The organism is Stenotrophomonas sp. YJH_SMC_48-3 (assembly GCF_059369375.1).
On record NZ_JCAFSQ010000006.1, the window covers coordinates 182,695 to 197,321 of the forward strand.

At 67.3% G+C, this 14,627-nt stretch carries 17 protein-coding genes; 5 read left to right on the forward strand and 12 right to left on the reverse strand.

Features of this window, described 5'->3' with window-relative positions:
• Window positions 1-301: 301 nt before the first annotated feature.
• The 4 genes from AC5P65_RS11820 to AC5P65_RS11835 all read left to right on the forward strand — a co-directional run bounded on the left by AC5P65_RS11820 (window position 302) and on the right by AC5P65_RS11835 (window position 5,966).
• Window positions 302-694 carry a barstar family protein gene (locus AC5P65_RS11820; protein WP_111099002.1) on the forward strand — a complete coding sequence of 131 codons (393 nt, stop codon included), beginning with the start codon at window positions 302-304 and terminating at the stop codon, window positions 692-694.
• Between the two features lie 134 nt (window positions 695-828).
• On the forward strand, window positions 829-3,420 hold the full coding sequence (gene mutS, locus AC5P65_RS11825) for a DNA mismatch repair protein MutS (protein ID WP_021202480.1): 2,592 nt from the start codon (window positions 829-831) through the stop codon (window positions 3,418-3,420).
• A gap of 191 nt (window positions 3,421-3,611) precedes the next feature.
• Entirely contained in the window at window positions 3,612-5,255 is a 1,644-nt protein-coding gene (locus AC5P65_RS11830; protein ID WP_021202479.1) for a catalase, read from the forward strand.
• Window positions 5,256-5,363: 108 nt separating this feature from the next.
• Window positions 5,364-5,966, forward strand: coding sequence for a DUF937 domain-containing protein (locus AC5P65_RS11835; protein WP_058983293.1), 603 nt, complete (start codon window positions 5,364-5,366; stop codon window positions 5,964-5,966).
• Window positions 5,967-6,001: 35 nt separating this feature from the next.
• On the opposite strand, the gene AC5P65_RS11840 is transcribed toward AC5P65_RS11835, so the two are convergent.
• Both AC5P65_RS11840 and AC5P65_RS11845 read right to left on the reverse strand, forming a co-directional pair.
• On the reverse strand, window positions 6,002-6,409 hold the full coding sequence (locus AC5P65_RS11840; protein WP_021202477.1) for an RNA-binding S4 domain-containing protein: 408 nt from the start codon (window positions 6,407-6,409) through the stop codon (window positions 6,002-6,004).
• A 9-nt stretch (window positions 6,410-6,418) separates the two neighbouring features.
• On the reverse strand, window positions 6,419-6,658 hold the full coding sequence (locus AC5P65_RS11845) for a hypothetical protein (RefSeq protein ID WP_111099003.1): 240 nt from the start codon (window positions 6,656-6,658) through the stop codon (window positions 6,419-6,421).
• Window positions 6,659-6,720: 62 nt separating this feature from the next.
• Here AC5P65_RS11845 and AC5P65_RS11850 point away from each other — a divergent pair, with 62 nt between their 5' ends.
• Window positions 6,721-8,193 carry an MATE family efflux transporter gene (locus AC5P65_RS11850; protein ID WP_021202475.1) on the forward strand — a complete coding sequence of 491 codons (1,473 nt, stop codon included), beginning with the start codon at window positions 6,721-6,723 and terminating at the stop codon, window positions 8,191-8,193.
• A 68-nt stretch (window positions 8,194-8,261) separates the two neighbouring features.
• Here the strand turns inward: AC5P65_RS11850 and AC5P65_RS11855 are convergent, their stop codons facing one another.
• From AC5P65_RS11855 to AC5P65_RS11900, 10 genes are all read right to left on the reverse strand, one after another.
• On the reverse strand, window positions 8,262-8,672 hold the full coding sequence (locus AC5P65_RS11855) for a DUF1801 domain-containing protein (RefSeq protein WP_019659260.1): 411 nt from the start codon (window positions 8,670-8,672) through the stop codon (window positions 8,262-8,264).
• Between the two features lie 38 nt (window positions 8,673-8,710).
• Window positions 8,711-9,145: a DUF1801 domain-containing protein gene (locus AC5P65_RS11860; protein ID WP_021202473.1), complete on the reverse strand. Its 435-nt coding sequence runs from the start codon at window positions 9,143-9,145 to the stop codon at window positions 8,711-8,713.
• A 78-nt stretch (window positions 9,146-9,223) separates the two neighbouring features.
• Window positions 9,224-9,604 carry a DUF6404 family protein gene (locus tag AC5P65_RS11865; RefSeq protein WP_021202472.1) on the reverse strand — a complete coding sequence of 127 codons (381 nt, stop codon included), beginning with the start codon at window positions 9,602-9,604 and terminating at the stop codon, window positions 9,224-9,226.
• A gap of 82 nt (window positions 9,605-9,686) precedes the next feature.
• On the reverse strand, window positions 9,687-10,088 hold the full coding sequence (rplS, locus tag AC5P65_RS11870) for a 50S ribosomal protein L19 (RefSeq protein ID WP_005408597.1): 402 nt from the start codon (window positions 10,086-10,088) through the stop codon (window positions 9,687-9,689).
• Between the two features lie 154 nt (window positions 10,089-10,242).
• Window positions 10,243-11,001 (reverse strand): tRNA (guanosine(37)-N1)-methyltransferase TrmD, encoded by a 759-nt coding sequence (trmD, locus tag AC5P65_RS11875; RefSeq protein ID WP_021202471.1) that lies wholly within the window; start codon window positions 10,999-11,001, stop codon window positions 10,243-10,245.
• 8 nt (window positions 11,002-11,009) lie between these two features.
• Window positions 11,010-11,522, reverse strand: a complete 513-nt coding sequence (gene rimM, locus AC5P65_RS11880) for a ribosome maturation factor RimM (RefSeq protein ID WP_019659264.1) — start codon at window positions 11,520-11,522, stop codon at window positions 11,010-11,012.
• Between the two features lie 44 nt (window positions 11,523-11,566).
• Complete coding sequence (gene rpsP / locus AC5P65_RS11885) at window positions 11,567-11,827, reverse strand: 30S ribosomal protein S16 (protein ID WP_005415733.1); 261 nt, start codon at window positions 11,825-11,827, stop codon at window positions 11,567-11,569.
• Between the two features lie 188 nt (window positions 11,828-12,015).
• Window positions 12,016-12,447 carry a suppressor of fused domain protein gene (locus tag AC5P65_RS11890; RefSeq protein WP_258391450.1) on the reverse strand — a complete coding sequence of 144 codons (432 nt, stop codon included), beginning with the start codon at window positions 12,445-12,447 and terminating at the stop codon, window positions 12,016-12,018.
• A 307-nt stretch (window positions 12,448-12,754) separates the two neighbouring features.
• On the reverse strand, window positions 12,755-13,537 hold the full coding sequence (locus AC5P65_RS11895) for an aminotransferase class IV family protein (protein ID WP_111099004.1): 783 nt from the start codon (window positions 13,535-13,537) through the stop codon (window positions 12,755-12,757).
• Window positions 13,534-14,610 carry an NAD(P)H-dependent flavin oxidoreductase gene (locus AC5P65_RS11900; protein WP_111099005.1) on the reverse strand — a complete coding sequence of 359 codons (1,077 nt, stop codon included), beginning with the start codon at window positions 14,608-14,610 and terminating at the stop codon, window positions 13,534-13,536. The genes AC5P65_RS11895 and AC5P65_RS11900 overlap by 4 nt, the downstream gene beginning before the upstream one ends.
• Between the last annotated feature and the right edge of the window lie 17 nt (window positions 14,611-14,627).

Genomic DNA, 14,627 nt, shown 5'->3' on the forward strand with positions numbered 1-14,627 from the left:
TCTCGGGAGAGCCTCATGAACTCGCGCTCAGTATCGGTGTTTCTCCGGAGTAGTCCCTGGCATCCATGACCGATGCAGAAGATGCATGGCGGCGTGGCGTCCGCCCACTGCAGAGCAAGCCACCACGTTGCCAGTGCAATGATTCGCATCGTCGCTGGCCCTCTACGCATCCTTCGACGCCCGTCGTGACCTGTGGCAAAGGCGCACCGCGATGCCATATGGCATTCAGCCCGGAGCGACCGCGCAAAGCTCTCTCGTGCTGGGCCATCAACAACAGCGCGGACCACGCTACAGTCGGCGCATGACCCTCGTCCTGCAGATTGAAGGCGCCGCCATCGATGACATCGCCAGCCTTTACACGGAGATCAACCGCGTGTTCATGGCCGGCGAGGCATGGCAGCTCGGGCCGAGCCTGGACGCACTGGACGACCTGCTGCATGGCGGCTATGGCGCACTGGCTGGCCACGCGCAGGCCACGCTGATCTGGCGCGATATCGCCCACAGCCGTGCGGCGCTGGGCGTGGAGGCGACCTGCCAGTGGCTGCAGGCCAAGCTGGACGCACCAGGCAGCTTCAACGCGCGGGCGATCGCCCGCCGGCTGCAGGCGGTGCGACAGGGCGAGGGCCCGACCTACTTCGAGATCGTCATGCAGATCTTCGACAGCCATCGGCAGATCACCCTGGTCCCGGCCTGAACCCTTTTTCGTGCCGCACCGGCCTGCCACCAGTGGCGGCAGCCCTGCGCCCCAGCAGTTACCATGGACGGCCCTGTACCGGCTCCGCTGCCGCCGCCCTCCGGCGCGGCCGGACGCCCCGATTCACGAGTCCCATGTCCAAAGACAAGTCCGCCGAACATACCCCGTTGATGAAGCAGTTCTTCGCAGCCAAGTCCGAGTATCCGGACCTGCTGCTGTTCTTCCGCATGGGCGATTTCTACGAGCTGTTCTACGACGACGCGCGCAAGGCCGCGCGCCTGCTCGACATCACCCTGACCCAGCGTGGCAGTTCCGGTGGCGCACCGATCCCGATGGCCGGCGTGCCGGTGCACGCGTACGAAGGCTACCTGGCACGGCTGGTGGCGCTGGGCGAGTCGGTGGCGATCTGCGAGCAGATCGGCGATCCCGCGCTGGCCAAGGGCCTGGTCGAGCGCAAGGTGGTGCGTATCGTCACCCCCGGCACGGTCACCGACGAGGCGCTGCTGGATGAGCGCCGCGACACCCTGCTGATGGCCCTGTCGCGCAGCAAGCAGGGCTATGGCCTGGCCTGGGCCGACCTGGCCGGCGGCCGCTTCCTGGTCAACGAAGTGGAAACCGACGACGCTCTGGAAGCCGAACTGGCCCGTCTGGAACCGGCCGAGCTGCTGGTGCCGGACGAGGAGAACTGGCCGGAGTTCCTGCGCCAGCGCACCGGGGTGCGCCGCCGCGCACCGTGGCTGTTCGACGCCGACAGCGGCCGCCGCCAGCTGCTGGCGTTTTTCAAGCTGCATGACCTGAGCGGCTTCGGCATCGATGACAAGCCGCGCGCGACCGCAGCCGCGGGCGCCCTGCTCGGCTATGTCGAGGAGACCCAGAAGCAGCGCCTGCCGCACCTGACCTCGATCGCGATGGAAACCGCCGGCGAGGCGATCGCGATGAACGCCGCCACCCGCCGCCACCTGGAGCTGGATACGCGCGTGGACGGGGATACCCGCAGCACCCTGCTGGGCGTGCTCGACAGTACGGTCACGCCGATGGGCGGGCGCCTGCTGCGCCGCTGGCTGCATCGTCCGCTGCGCCTGCGCGAGGTGCTGGTGCAGCGCCACCATGCGGTGGAAACCCTGATCGATCGCGGCGCGGACGCCGACATCCGCGAGCAGTTCCGCCGCCTGGGCGACCTGGAACGCATCCTCACCCGCGTTGCGCTGCGCTCGGCGCGCCCGCGCGACTTCTCCACGCTGCGCGACGGCCTGGGGCTGCTGCCGGCCGTGCGCGAGGTGCTGGCACCGCTGGACTCACCGCGCCTGCAGGCCCTGCATGCCGCACTTGGTGAACACGATGCGTGCGCGCAGCTGCTGGCCAGTGCCATCGCCGAAATGCCGCCGCTGAAACTGAGCGACGGCGGCGTGCTGGCTGACGGCTTCGATGAGGAGCTGGACGAGCTGCGCCGCCTGTCCACCCACGCCGACCAGTTCCTGGTGGACCTGGAACAGCGCGAACGCGAAAGCAGCGGCATTCCCACCCTGAAGGTGGGCTACAACCGCGTGCACGGCTACTACATCGAGATCAGCAAGGGCCAGTCCGACCGCGCGCCGGTGCACTACACCCGCCGCCAGACACTGACCAATGCCGAGCGCTACATCACCGAAGAGCTGAAGGCGTTCGAAGACAAGGTGCTGTCCGCGCGCGACCGTTCGCTGTCTCGCGAGAAGTACCTGTACGAGCAGCTGCTGGATACCCTCGGCGAACAGCTGGAACCGTTGAAGCAGTGTGCCGCTGCGCTGAGCGAACTGGACGTGCTGGCCGCCTTCGCCGAGCGCGCGCAGGCACTGGACTGGTCGCGGCCGGAACTGGAAACGGCACCGTGCCTGAAGATCGAGCGTGGCCGCCACCCGGTGGTCGAAGCGGTGCGCGAGCAGCCGTTCGAACCGAACGACCTGGACCTGCATCCGGACCGTCGCATGCTGGTCATCACCGGCCCGAACATGGGCGGTAAATCGACCTACATGCGGCAGAACGCGCTGATCGTGCTGCTGGCCCACATCGGCAGCTTCGTGCCGGCCAGCCGTGCGGTGATCGGCCCGATCGACCGCATCCTGACCCGCATCGGCGCCGGTGACGACCTCGCCCGCGGACAGTCGACCTTCATGGTCGAGATGGCCGAGACCAGCTACATCCTGCATCACGCCACCGCCCATTCGCTGGTGCTGATGGACGAGATCGGCCGCGGCACGTCCACCTACGACGGCCTGGCGCTGGCCGATGCGGTGGCCCGTCACTTGGCCTATCAGAACCGCTGCTACACGCTGTTCGCCACCCACTATTTCGAGCTGACCGCGCTGGCCGACGAACAGTACGAAGGCGGCCGCAGCGGCATCGCCAACGTGCACCTGGATGCGGTCGAGCACGGCGAGGCGCTGGTGTTCATGCACGCGGTCAAGGATGGCCCGGCCAACCGCAGTTTCGGCCTGCAGGTGGCGGCACTGGCCGGCCTGCCGCGCGCCACCGTGGCCCAGGCACGGCGTCGCCTGGCCGAACTGGAGCAGCGCGGCGGGGAGAGCCATGCCGCCGAACTGGCGCCGCAGGCGCTGGATGCCCCGCAGCAGTTCGGGCTGTTCGCCGCGCCATCGAACAAGGCACAGGAAGCGCTGGCGGCCATCGACCCCGATGAGCTGACCCCGAAGCAGGCACTGGAGGCGTTGTACCGCCTGAAGGCGCTGCTCTAGGACTGCCGCGCCCGGCTCCGGCTCCCGCCACGGCGCGGGCGGCCGTCCGAAAGGCTCTGCAAATCCTACTTCACGTTTTAATTGACAGAAACTATCGGCCTGAACGGATCATTCGATTATTCATTTCATCTGGCCCTAGCTAAAGTCGAGTGAAGATGTTCCACCCCCGTCTTCACCCGCAGGAGCCAGCCATGAGCCAGTCCGATAACACCAGTCCCAAGTGCCCGTATCACACCGCTCCGTCGCCGGCAGAAGGCGCCCAGCAGCAGCGTGAACTGAGCACCACGCCGAAGCAGAAGCACGGCGACGATCCGGTCACGCCGATGACCACGGCCTTCGGCGCACCGGTGGTGGACAACCAGAACAGCAGGACCGCTGGCCCGCGCGGCCCGCTGCTGATGGAAGACGTGTGGCTGCTGGAAAAGCTGGCCAACCTCAACCGCGAGATCATTCCCGAGCGCCGCATGCACGCCAAGGGCTCGGGCGCGTTCGGTACCTTCACCGTCACCCACGACATCACCCGGTACACGCGCGCCAAGCTGTTCGAGAAGGTGGGCAAGCAGACCGAGATGTTCGCGCGCTTCACCACGGTGGCCGGCGAGCGTGGTGCCGCCGACGCCGAGCGTGACATCCGCGGCTTCGCACTGAAGTTCTACACCGAAGAAGGCAACTGGGACCTGGTCGGCAACAACACGCCGGTGTTCTTCCTGCGCGACCCGCGCAAGTTCGCCGACCTCAACAAGGCCGTGAAGCGCGACCCGCATACCAACCTGCGCAGCGCGCGCAACAACTGGGATTTCTGGACGCTGCTGCCCGAGGCCCTGCTGCAGGTGACCGTGGTGATGAGCGACCGCGGCATCCCGCGCAGCTTCCGCCACATGCACGGTTTCGGCTCGCATACCTACAGCTTCACCAACGCCGACAGCGAACGCTTCTGGGTCAAGTTCCACTTCGTCAGCCAGCAGGGCATCGAATCGCTGACCGACGCACAGGCGCAGATCCTGGTCGGCCATGACCGCGAAAGCCACGGCCGCGACCTGTTCGCCGCGATCGAGAAGGGCGACTTCCCGAAGTGGAAGCTGTTCATCCAGGTCATGCCGGAGCTGGAAGCGGAAACCTACCGCATCCATCCGTTCGACCTGACCAAGGTGTGGCCGAAGAGCGATTACCCGCTGATCGAAGTGGGCCAGTTCGAACTGAACCGCAACCCGGTCAACTGGTACCAGGACGTGGAGCAGTCGGCGTTTGCGCCGAGCAACCTGGTGCCGGGCATCGGCCCGTCGCCGGACAAGATGCTGCAGGCGCGCCTGTTCGCCTACTCCGATGCGCAGCGCTACCGGCTGGGCGTGAACCATCACCAGATTCCGGTCAACGCCGCGCGCTGTCCGGTGCACAGCAACCACCGCGACGGTGCGATGCGCGTGGACGGCAACTACGGCGGCCTGCCGCACTACGAGCCCAACAGCTACGGCCAGTGGCAGGAGCAGCCGCAGTATCGCGAACCGCCGATGAAGATCCGGGGCGACGCCGACTTCTGGAACTTCCGTGAGGACGACGCCGACTACTTCAGCCAGCCCGGTGCGCTGTTCCGCAGCTACAACCAGGCACAGAAGGACCGCCTGTTCGCCAACACCGCCCGCGCCCTGGGCGATGCGCCGGACTTCATCAAGCAGCGCCACATCGACAACTGCAGCAAGGCCGACCCGGCCTACGGTGCCGGCGTCGCTGCGGCGCTGAAGGCGCTGGCCAGCCAGCCGTCGGATCCGTTCAAGCCGGCGCAGCCGGAAGCGGACTTCCCCACTGCCACCCCGGGCGCCGAAGACATCGAGCTCTGATCGCCCTGCCCCGTGTACGGCACGCCGCCTCCGTGTGGGGCGGCGTCGCCGTTTTAACGGTCCGCGTCGTACCTTCTGCACGCCCAACCCCAATCAAGGATTCCGCAGATGAGCCTGACCGATGAACTTCTCGCCAAACTGCAGGGCGCCCCGCTGCAGCAGGTGTCGCAGCAGCTCGGCATCAGCGACACCCAGGCCTCCGGTGCGATCAGTGCCGCACTGCCGGTGCTGATGGGCGCGCTGGGCAACAACGCCTCGCAGCCGCAGGGCGCGCAGGCGCTGCTCGGCGCACTGCAGAACAACCACAGTGGGCTGGACCTGGGCAGTGTGCTCGGTTCAGTGCTGGGCGGCGGTGGCGGTGGTGCCGCCAGCGACGGCGCCGGCATCCTCGGCCACATCTTCGGCGGCAGCCAGCAGAAGGTGGAAACCGGCCTGGCCCAGGCCACCCAGCTCGACAGCGGCCGCACCAGCCAGCTGCTGCAGATCCTGGCACCGATCGTGATGGCCTTCCTCGCCCAGCGCCTCGGCGGCGGACAAGCCGATGCAGGCGCGCTCAGCCAGGCCCTCGGCCAGGAAAAACAGCAGGTGCAGCAGCAGGGTGGCATCGCCGGTGGCCTGCTCGGCAGCGTGCTGGACCAGGACGGTGACGGCCAGCTCGGTGTCGGCGACCTGCTGAAGATCGGCGGCAGCCTGCTGGGCGGCAAACGCTGAGGCTTGTGTGCGCCGGGCAATGACCCGGCGCACGCCTACAACGCGTCGATATCACCCAGCGCGCGGATCAACCGGCGTGCGCGCTTGTCCGGCTTGTGCTCCGGCGGCTGGAAACCATCGCGTGCGGCGATGCGCAGCGCACGCTGTTCGGCACGGCGCGCCTTGGAGGCCTCGCTCTCGGCATACAGCTGCTGCGCCGCCGGCGCCGGCCCGCGCTGGTCGCTCAGGCCCAGCACCTGGATCTCGAAATGCTCCTCACCACGGTTGACCTGCAAGTGCTCGCCGACGCGCACCGCGCGTGAGGATTTCGGGCGCTGCCCGGCCACGCTGACCTTGCCGGTTTCGATCGCCTGCTTGGCCAGGCTGCGGGTCTTGAAGAAACGGGCCGCCCACAGCCAGATGTCCAGGCGGACACTGGGCGACAGCGGGGAAAGCTCGGTCATCGGCAGGGACTACTCCGTTCGCTTGTTCAGGGGACGCGGGTTGTCGGGGTCGGAGCGGCAGCCGCTGCCGCCGATCAACGTGGGTACGCCAGCAGACAGATCCTGGCGCTGGCTGCCGACCAGGCACTCGGGGCGGTCGGTCGGCCGCACCTGGGTATCGCCCAGCCGGTCACCCGTCGAACATGCGGCCAGGGCGGCGCCGATCAAGGCCAGCGCCACGCTCCGCTTCACCTGCAGTCGTTGATGCATTGCCACATCCCGCAAACCGGCTTGGTGCTAGTGTGCGCCTCCCGGGATTCGATCACCACTCCATGGCCAAAGCGCCGCTTGACCTGACCTCCGGCCCGATCGGGCGCAATCTCCTGTTGTTTTCGCTGCCGATCCTGGCCGGCAACATCGCGCAGTCGCTGAACGGGTCGGTGAACGCGGTCTGGGTCGGGCGATTCCTCGGCGAGGCGGCGTTGACCGCCACCGCGAACGCCAACAACATCATGTTTTTCCTGATCGGCTCGGTGTTCGGCTTCGGCATGGCCTCGACCATCCTGATCGGACAGGCGATCGGCGCGCGCGACATCGCGCAGGCGCGGCGCGTGGTCGGCACCAGTGCCACCTTCTTCATCGGCCTGTCGGTGATCATCGCCATCGCCGGCTGGTTCATGGCCCACCCGCTGCTGGCGGCGATGGGCACGCCGGCCGCCTCGCTGCCGTTGGCCGAGGCCTACCTGCAGATCATCTTCCTGGCGATGCCGACGCTGTACGCGTTCGCCTTCCTTACCGCGGCGCTGCGCGGCGCCGGTGATTCGCGTACGCCGTTCCGTTTCCTGTTGGTGTCGGTGGCCTTGGACATCGTGCTGAACCCGGTGCTGATCTTCGGCATGGGGCCGCTCCCCGCGCTCGGCATCGCCGGCTCGGCGTGGGCCACGCTGATCGCGCAGACGCTGTCGCTGGCCGGCCTGCTGTTGTACATGCGGCACAAGCGCCACACCCTGTGGCTGGGCCGCGCCGACATGCGCCTGTTCAGGCTCGACCTGACCATCCTCAAGGCGCTGGTGATCAAGGGCGTACCGATGGGCCTGCAGATGGTGCTGATCTCGCTGTCGGTGATCCTGCTGATGACCATGGTCAACCAGTACGGCACCGACACCGCCGCGGGCTACGGCGCGTCCCTGCAGCTGTGGAACTACCTGCAGATGCCGGCGATGGCGATCGGCGCGGCGTGCTCTTCGATGGCGGCGCAGAACGTCGGTGCGCAGCGCTGGGACCGCGTACGCGGCACCGCACGCCAGGGCGTGCTGTTCAATTTCCTGCTGACCGGCGCGCTGATCCTGCCGCTGGTGGTGTTCGATCGCCAGCTGCTGGCGCTGTTCCTGCCACCGGCCAGCCAGGCACTGGACATCGCGCGCCACCTCAACCACGTAGTGATCGGCTCGTTCCTGTTCTTCGGCGTCAGCTTCGTGATCTCCGGCGTAGTGCGCTCCACCGGCGCGGTGATTCCGCCGCTGCTGATCCTGGCCGGCTCGCTGTGGGGCGTGCGCGTGCCGTTTGCCGAACTGCTGCAACCGTACTGGGGCGCCGACGCGATCTGGTGGAGCTTCCCGGTCAGCTCGTTCGTGTCCATGCTGCTGTCGCTGGCGTATTACCGCTGGGGCGGCTGGCGCAAGGCGAAGATGATCGGCAAGCCTTCGCACGCTGAGGAACTGGCCACGCCGTCGGAGATTCCGGCCTGTCCGCCGTCGCCGGTGGCCGACCCGGATGCCGCGCTGGAGTCAGCCCCGCCACGGTGAGGTGGGTGCGGACCGTTGGTCCGCACAGGCCTGTCAGCCGAGCATGGGCTCGGCTCTATAGAAGACGGTCAGCGCTTCTTCTTCTTCGCCGCATTGAACGCCGCCGCCGCGCGCAGCAGTGCCTTCAACGCCGCGGAATCGGGCATCGCACCTTCATGGATGTCGATCGCACGCCGCGTGTTGCCCTCCAGGCTGGCGTTGAACAGGCCCTTCGGGTCCGCCAGCGCGGCACCGTTGGCGAAGGTCAGTTTCACTGCCTGCTTGTAGGTTTCGCCGGTGCACAGGATGCCGTTGTGCTCCCACACCGGTGTACCGCGCCACTTCCAGGCTTCCTGCACGTCCGGCAGCGCTTCATGGATCAATGCACGCACGCGTGCCAGCGTTTCGCCGCGCCAGTCCCCCAGCGCGGCGATGCGTGCATCGATCAGTTCGGCCGCCGGTGTTCCGGCATCGTCAGGGTTGGGAGCATGCGTGGCCATCAGGGACTCTCGTCGGGAAGGGAAACGGAATGCCGGGCTTACATGCGCTCGCCGGGCAGCGCAGCGGCCTGGCGCACCCAGTCCAGGAACTGCGCTTCATCCAACAGGCCGGATTCGTGGATGTGCAGGTAGCGCGTGTCGGCGCTCCTGGAGGGCTCCGGTGGCACCGGCGTCAAGGCCGCGCCGCGGAAAAAGGCCACCTTGATGTAGCGCGTGAAGCAATGGAAGCTGAGAAACCAGCCTGCGCCCGCAGCCACCGCATACATCGGCGAGTTCCACTTCACCGCCTTGTGCACCCCGGGTACGGCCCGTTCGATCAGGGCATCCAGCCGTGCGCCGATCGGACGTTTCCAATCCGGCATTGCGGCGATGTACGCCTGCACCGGAGCATCGCCCTCGCCCTTGGCGATCTGCGGGTTGCCACCGGTGAGCAGCGCGGGCACAGCGGTGGGTGCGGTTCGCTTGGCAGGCATCGCACGGTACGACCATCGGAATGACGCTGCAGCCTAGCGCGGCCTGTGCCGGGCGTCACGGCGCAGTGCGCCATCGGCTCAGTCCGCCTGCCGCGCGCGGAACCGGCGCCACTCCGGCAGCTGGCGGTGGCGGCGCAGCGAGCGCATCAGCACCGCCATCACAAGGCCGAACAGCGCTCCGGCCGACAGGCCTGCCACCAGCAACAGCACCAGCGGGCGCTCGCTGCCCTGCCAGAGCATCAGCCACATCAGCGCGGTCCAGAACAGCCCGAACAGCAGGCCCTGCACCAGCGCATTGGTACCGAAACCAGCCAGGATCGGGGGCGGCAGTGCGATGCCTGCGCGCCACAGCAGCCGATGCAACAGCGGCGCCGACTGCGCGCGTGCCAGCCCCTTGTCATCAAGAAAGCGCAGCGCCGATTGGATCACGACGGGATAGTGCGGATTGACGTCATTCATCACCCGATCGTGGCCGATGCAATGCCGGAAACGCAAACGGCCACCCGAAGGTGGCCGTCGCGGCAACAACCGAAGTTGTTTATCAGGCCTTCTCGGCCAGACGGGCAGCCTTGGCGGCAGCAGCGGCAGCCAGGTCTTCCTTGATGCGGGCAGCCTTGCCTTCCAGGCCACGCAGGTAGTACAGCTTGCCGGCGCGGACCTTACCACGACGCTTCACTTCGACCGAGTCGATGATGGCGCTGTGGGTCTGGAAAACGCGCTCGACGCCGTAGCCGTGCGAGATCTTGCGCACGGTGAACGAGGAGTTCAGGCCGGCGTTCTTGGTGGCGATGACGACGCCTTCGTAGGCCTGCACGCGCTCGCGGCTGCCTTCCTTCACCTTCACGTTGACGACAACGGTGTCGCCCTGGCTGAACTTCGGCAGTTCACGGGTGATCTGGGCGGATTCGAATTCCGCGACGATGGACTTGTTCAGCTTGCTCATGGGTTACACCGATTCTTGTTCGGGTGGGCGTGTCGTATCGACAACGTGGGCTCATGCAGTCACCGGACTGTGCTGCACGTTTGTTTTGGGTACTGCGCGCGCCAACCGGGGCTGGCGGGAATTGGCCATGATAGCCGATAAAGCCAGCCCTGCGCTAGGGGCTGGCCTTGGGTTTCCGGGCCTGGCGGGCCTGGTCCAGCAGTTTGCGGTCGGCCTTGCCCAGCGCCTGTTCATCCAGCAGGTCCGGGCGTCGCTGGGCAGTCCGGAGCAGCGACTGCTGGCGGCGCCAGGCGGCGATGGCTGCGTGGTTGCCCGAGCGCAGCACCTCCGGCACGTCTCCCAGCGGGTGCTGGGCCGGCTGGCTGTAATGCGGGCAGTCGAGCAGGCCGAGGTCGCCCTCGAAGCTGTCCTGCGCCGCCGACTCCGCATCGTTGAGGGCCCCCTCCTGCAGGCGGGCCACGGCGTCGATGATCACCGCCGCGCCCAGCTCGCCCCCGGACAGCACGTAGTCGCCGAGGGAGATTTCCTCGTCGACATTGGCCTCCAGGAAACGCTCGTCGATGCCCTCGTAGCGGCCACAGAGCAGGACCATGCGCGGCAGCGCCGCCAGCTCCCGCACCTTGGCCTGGGTCAACCGCGCGCCCTGCGGGCTGAGGTAGATCACCCGCGCCGGGGTTGGATCGGCATCGCGGATCGCCTGCAGGCAGGCCTGCAGCGGCTCGATCAGCATCACCATGCCCGGGCCACCGCCGAACGGACGGTCGTCCACCCGGCGATAGTTGCCTTCGGCGTAATCACGGGGGTTCCAGCCATGCAGGCTGAACAGCCCCTTCTCCCGCGCGCGCCCGACCACGCCCAATCCAGCGGACTGGGCGAGGAACTCGGGGAACAGGGTGATGACGTCGAAACGCATGCGTCTGCTCAGAACTCGGGATCCCAGTCGACCACGACCAGATTGGCCTCGAAATCGACCGATTTGACGAAGTCCGGCAGCACGAACGGGATCATCCGCTCGCGGTCACCACGGACCACCACCACATCATTGGCGCCGGTGCTGAACAGGTGCGAGACCTGGCCCAGGGCGACGCCCTCGGTGGTCGTCACGTCCAGGCCTTCCAGGTCCACCCAGTAGTACTCATCGGGCTTCGGTGGCGGCAATGCACTGCGGGCCACGTAGATTTCGGTGCCGCGCATCGCTTCGACCACGTCGCGGTCCTCGACGCCCGGGAAACGGGCGACCAGGTGCTTGCCGCTGTCACGGCCACGCACACCTTCTATCGTGGTTTCCACGCCGGACGGGCTGCGCACGATCCACGGCTGGTAACGGAAAATGGCGGAACGTGGCTCGGTCCAGGACTCGAGCTTGATCTCGCCGCGCACACCAAAAGCGCCGACAACCCTGCCCAGCAGGATGCGGCGCTCGATATCTTTCATCTGCTTCAACCAAGAGGGCCACGCCGAAGCGTGGCCCGTCAGGATCAGGCCGCAGCGGCCTGGGACTTGGTCGCTTCCTTGATCAGGTTGCGGACCTTGTCGGTCGGCTGGGCGCCGTTCTTGACCCAATGGTCAACACGGGCCAGGTCCAGTTCGATGCGCTTCTCGGCGCCCTGGGCGACCGGGTTGTAGAAGCCAACGCGCTCGATGTTGCGGCCGTCGCGCGCGCTGCGCACGTCGGTGACGATGATGTGGTAGAACGGACGCTTCTTGGCGCCGCCGCGGGTCAGTCGGATCTTGACCATGGTGTTTTTCCTATTGCCCAGTCGCCAGGATGGCGAGGTAAGCGGGCGATTATAGCGGCAGACCCCGGCCTAGCCAACCCCATATGACGCCGCGCCCTCACGGTAGCGCCGGGCCATGCCCGGCGGCTTTTGTTCAGCAATGTGATCAACTTCTGACTTACCCCGCCGACGTCCCCATGGCGATAACGTCAACGTGCTCCAGCGACAGGCGCCCGATGCATGTCCAGCACATCTACCTCGTGCCGCTGCAGCAGGTCGTCAAATGCATCGCCGCCAATCCGCTCGACAAGTTGCCGCTCGGATTCGTGGATGGCGATGCACTGCAGCCAATTGATCGCCACGGGCGGAACCTCCAACCCTGGAAAACTTGCGTCATTCCAGAAGAAGGGCAGCACCAGATAGACGTGCGGCATCCGGGTCGATGGGAAGTAGTCCTGCAGGATGTCGGGAATCACGCAGCCCGGCCACACCGCCGCACGATCACGCATGATTGCAAAGGCGGTCGAGGCGACCACGTTGTCCCAGTGCTGCGTGTCATCTTCCGCACACGCGCACAGCTCGACGCGGGTTTCCAGCTCGTGCCCCTCTGAATGACGTAAAGCAAAATCCGATAGTCCGATAGTCCGATGGACGAGATGGACTTCAGCCCTGCTTCCGGCGAGTTGGACGTCGTAAGGATATCGACCGAACGCAGGCGATGATCATCGTGAAAGGTCTGGACCTTGGGCCGCGCCTCACCGCCCATGATCTTGATTGCGTGCATCGCTACCGCGCGATGCTGCTCGGTGACCGTACTCATATCGGATTGGAACCCCGGTGCGTTGTTCGCTGCGGCGGCATCCGCCGGGCATGGCCCGGCGCTACCAGCTGCAACGCTTCAAGGTAGCGTGCGGCCATGCTTGGCGACCGGCAGCCCGCGCGCCTCGTTCAGGAGAGCGGCTGCCAGGCCACCGCCGCCAGCACCGCCCTGCCCTGTTCAGCCAGCGTCTGCGAGCCGGGCAGGACATGTCCGTCGATGGCCTCCAGTGCCCACAGGCCGCTGGCGTTGCAGGCAAAAGCGGCCTTCACACTGCCTAGTTCAGCCAGCGCCAACGGCCGCGTCAACTGCGCATCGGGCCAGTGCCGCTTCAGCAGCGCCTCAGCCGTACCGCGCAGGGCCGGCGCCTGCGGCCAGAGCAGCCGTTCACCATCGTGCACGGCCAGGTTCCAGGTACTGCCTTCACTCACTTCGCCATCGGCGGTCACGAACAGCACGTCGTCGAATCCTTCGGCCATCGCCGCGCGGCGCTCGGCGAACAGGCCGAAGGTGCCCACATGCTTGAGCTGCGGCAGCTCGCGCTGCCAGGTCACGCTGCGCACACGCTTGGAGGCGGTCAGCGTCACCGGCGCTGAAACCGCCACCAGCACGTCCACCGGCACCGCCGCCAGCGGATTGCGGAAATCGAAGCGGCGCGAGTACACCGTCACCCGCAGCGAGGCATCGGCCAGGCCGGCCTGCCGCAGCGCCTGCGCCATCCAGCCCCGCACCTGCGCCGTATCCAGTTTGCTGCCGAACAGTTCGCGCGTGGCCTGCGACAGCCGCGCCAGATGCAGGTCCAAGCCCTGCGCTGCGCTGTCGCGCACTTGCAGCGAAGTGAAGTGGCCGTAGTTCACCAGCGCCGGCAGCAGATCCTCCACCTGCGCCGCCCGGCCGTTGCAGCTCACCATCATGGCAACAGTGCCTGCGCCTGCTCCCACATGCCGCGCAGCACGTCGGCGGCCGGCTGCGCCGGCGCCATCCACGCCGACTGCCCGGCCCAGGCCTGCATCGCCGCCAGGCGGTTTTCCTGCGCGGCCTGCTTGCGCATCGGCGCGGTCAGCCCACGCTGCACCGGGTATGGACGCGGCGCGGGGGCTCCTTCTGCGGCAGCGGCGCGCACATAGGGTGTCGCCAGGCCACGACCCAGGCGACCGCTGAAGGCACGGGTCGGCCAAGTGTCTTCCGGTTCGCTGGCGGCCAGCCCATCAGCCCACGCCGAAGCGATCGCCGCTTCGGGCGTGCGCAGGAAGGCGGTGCCGATCTGCACGGCGCTGGCCCCCAGCGTGAGTGCGGCAGCGATGCCACGGCCGTCGGCGATGCCGCCTGCGGCAATCACCGGAATCTGCAGGTGATCGGCCAGGCGCGGCAGCAGTGCGAACAACCCGACCAACTGGCGCTCGGCCATCGCCGGATCGAACGCGCCACGATGGCCGCCGGCCTCCGCGCCCTGCGCCACCACCGCATCGGCACCGGCGTCCTGTGCCGCGCGCGCTTCGGACAAGGTGGTGGCACAGGCGATCCAGGCGATGCCGGCGTCCTTCAGCTGCTGCACGTGATGCGGCAACAGCACGCCCATGATGGTCGAGGCGACCGCCGGGCGCGCGGCCAGCAGTGCGGCGAACTGTTCTTCGAAGTCGGCGGGCGCGGCGTCGGCGGCACTGGCGGGCACGTCCGGGCCCCACTGCGCGAGGAAGGCGCGGCTGGCGGCTTCGGCGGCAACATCACGGGTCGGTGCGGGATCGGGCACCCACAGGTTCACCTGAGCCGGGCCGGTCGAAGCGGTGCGGAATTCGTCCATCCAGCGACCGATATCGGCCGAAGAGGACAACACCGCGCCCATCGCGCCCATGCTGCCGGCGTTGGCCAGCGCGGCCGACAACGGCACCGGGCAGGCGCCGGCCATCGGTGCCAGCAGGATTGGAACGGAAACGCCAAAGCGCCGGCAGAACGCCTCGGCGCGGGAAGCTACAGCGGAACTCTGCATGACGGCCCATCATTTTG

Bases quoted from the DNA above. Each gene is read 5' to 3' on its own strand.
- AC5P65_RS11820 (WP_111099002.1), top strand. From the start codon at position 302: ATGACCCTCGTCCTGCAGATTGAAGGCGCCGCCATCGATGACATCGCC.
- mutS (WP_021202480.1), top strand. From the start codon at position 829: ATGTCCAAAGACAAGTCCGCCGAACATACCCCGTTGATGAAGCAGTTC.
- AC5P65_RS11830 (WP_021202479.1), top strand. From the start codon at position 3,612: ATGAGCCAGTCCGATAACACCAGTCCCAAGTGCCCGTATCACACCGCT.
- AC5P65_RS11835 (WP_058983293.1), top strand. From the start codon at position 5,364: ATGAGCCTGACCGATGAACTTCTCGCCAAACTGCAGGGCGCCCCGCTG.
- AC5P65_RS11840 (WP_021202477.1), bottom strand. From the start codon at position 6,409: ATGACCGAGCTTTCCCCGCTGTCGCCCAGTGTCCGCCTGGACATCTGG.
- AC5P65_RS11845 (WP_111099003.1), bottom strand. From the start codon at position 6,658: ATGCATCAACGACTGCAGGTGAAGCGGAGCGTGGCGCTGGCCTTGATC.
- AC5P65_RS11850 (WP_021202475.1), top strand. From the start codon at position 6,721: ATGGCCAAAGCGCCGCTTGACCTGACCTCCGGCCCGATCGGGCGCAAT.
- AC5P65_RS11855 (WP_019659260.1), bottom strand. From the start codon at position 8,672: ATGGCCACGCATGCTCCCAACCCTGACGATGCCGGAACACCGGCGGCC.
- AC5P65_RS11860 (WP_021202473.1), bottom strand. From the start codon at position 9,145: ATGCCTGCCAAGCGAACCGCACCCACCGCTGTGCCCGCGCTGCTCACC.
- AC5P65_RS11865 (WP_021202472.1), bottom strand. From the start codon at position 9,604: ATGAATGACGTCAATCCGCACTATCCCGTCGTGATCCAATCGGCGCTG.
- rplS (WP_005408597.1), bottom strand. From the start codon at position 10,088: ATGAGCAAGCTGAACAAGTCCATCGTCGCGGAATTCGAATCCGCCCAG.
- trmD (WP_021202471.1), bottom strand. From the start codon at position 11,001: ATGCGTTTCGACGTCATCACCCTGTTCCCCGAGTTCCTCGCCCAGTCC.
- rimM (WP_019659264.1), bottom strand. From the start codon at position 11,522: ATGAAAGATATCGAGCGCCGCATCCTGCTGGGCAGGGTTGTCGGCGCT.
- rpsP (WP_005415733.1), bottom strand. From the start codon at position 11,827: ATGGTCAAGATCCGACTGACCCGCGGCGGCGCCAAGAAGCGTCCGTTC.
- AC5P65_RS11895 (WP_111099004.1), bottom strand. From the start codon at position 13,537: ATGATGGTGAGCTGCAACGGCCGGGCGGCGCAGGTGGAGGATCTGCTG.
- AC5P65_RS11900 (WP_111099005.1), bottom strand. From the start codon at position 14,610: ATGCAGAGTTCCGCTGTAGCTTCCCGCGCCGAGGCGTTCTGCCGGCGC.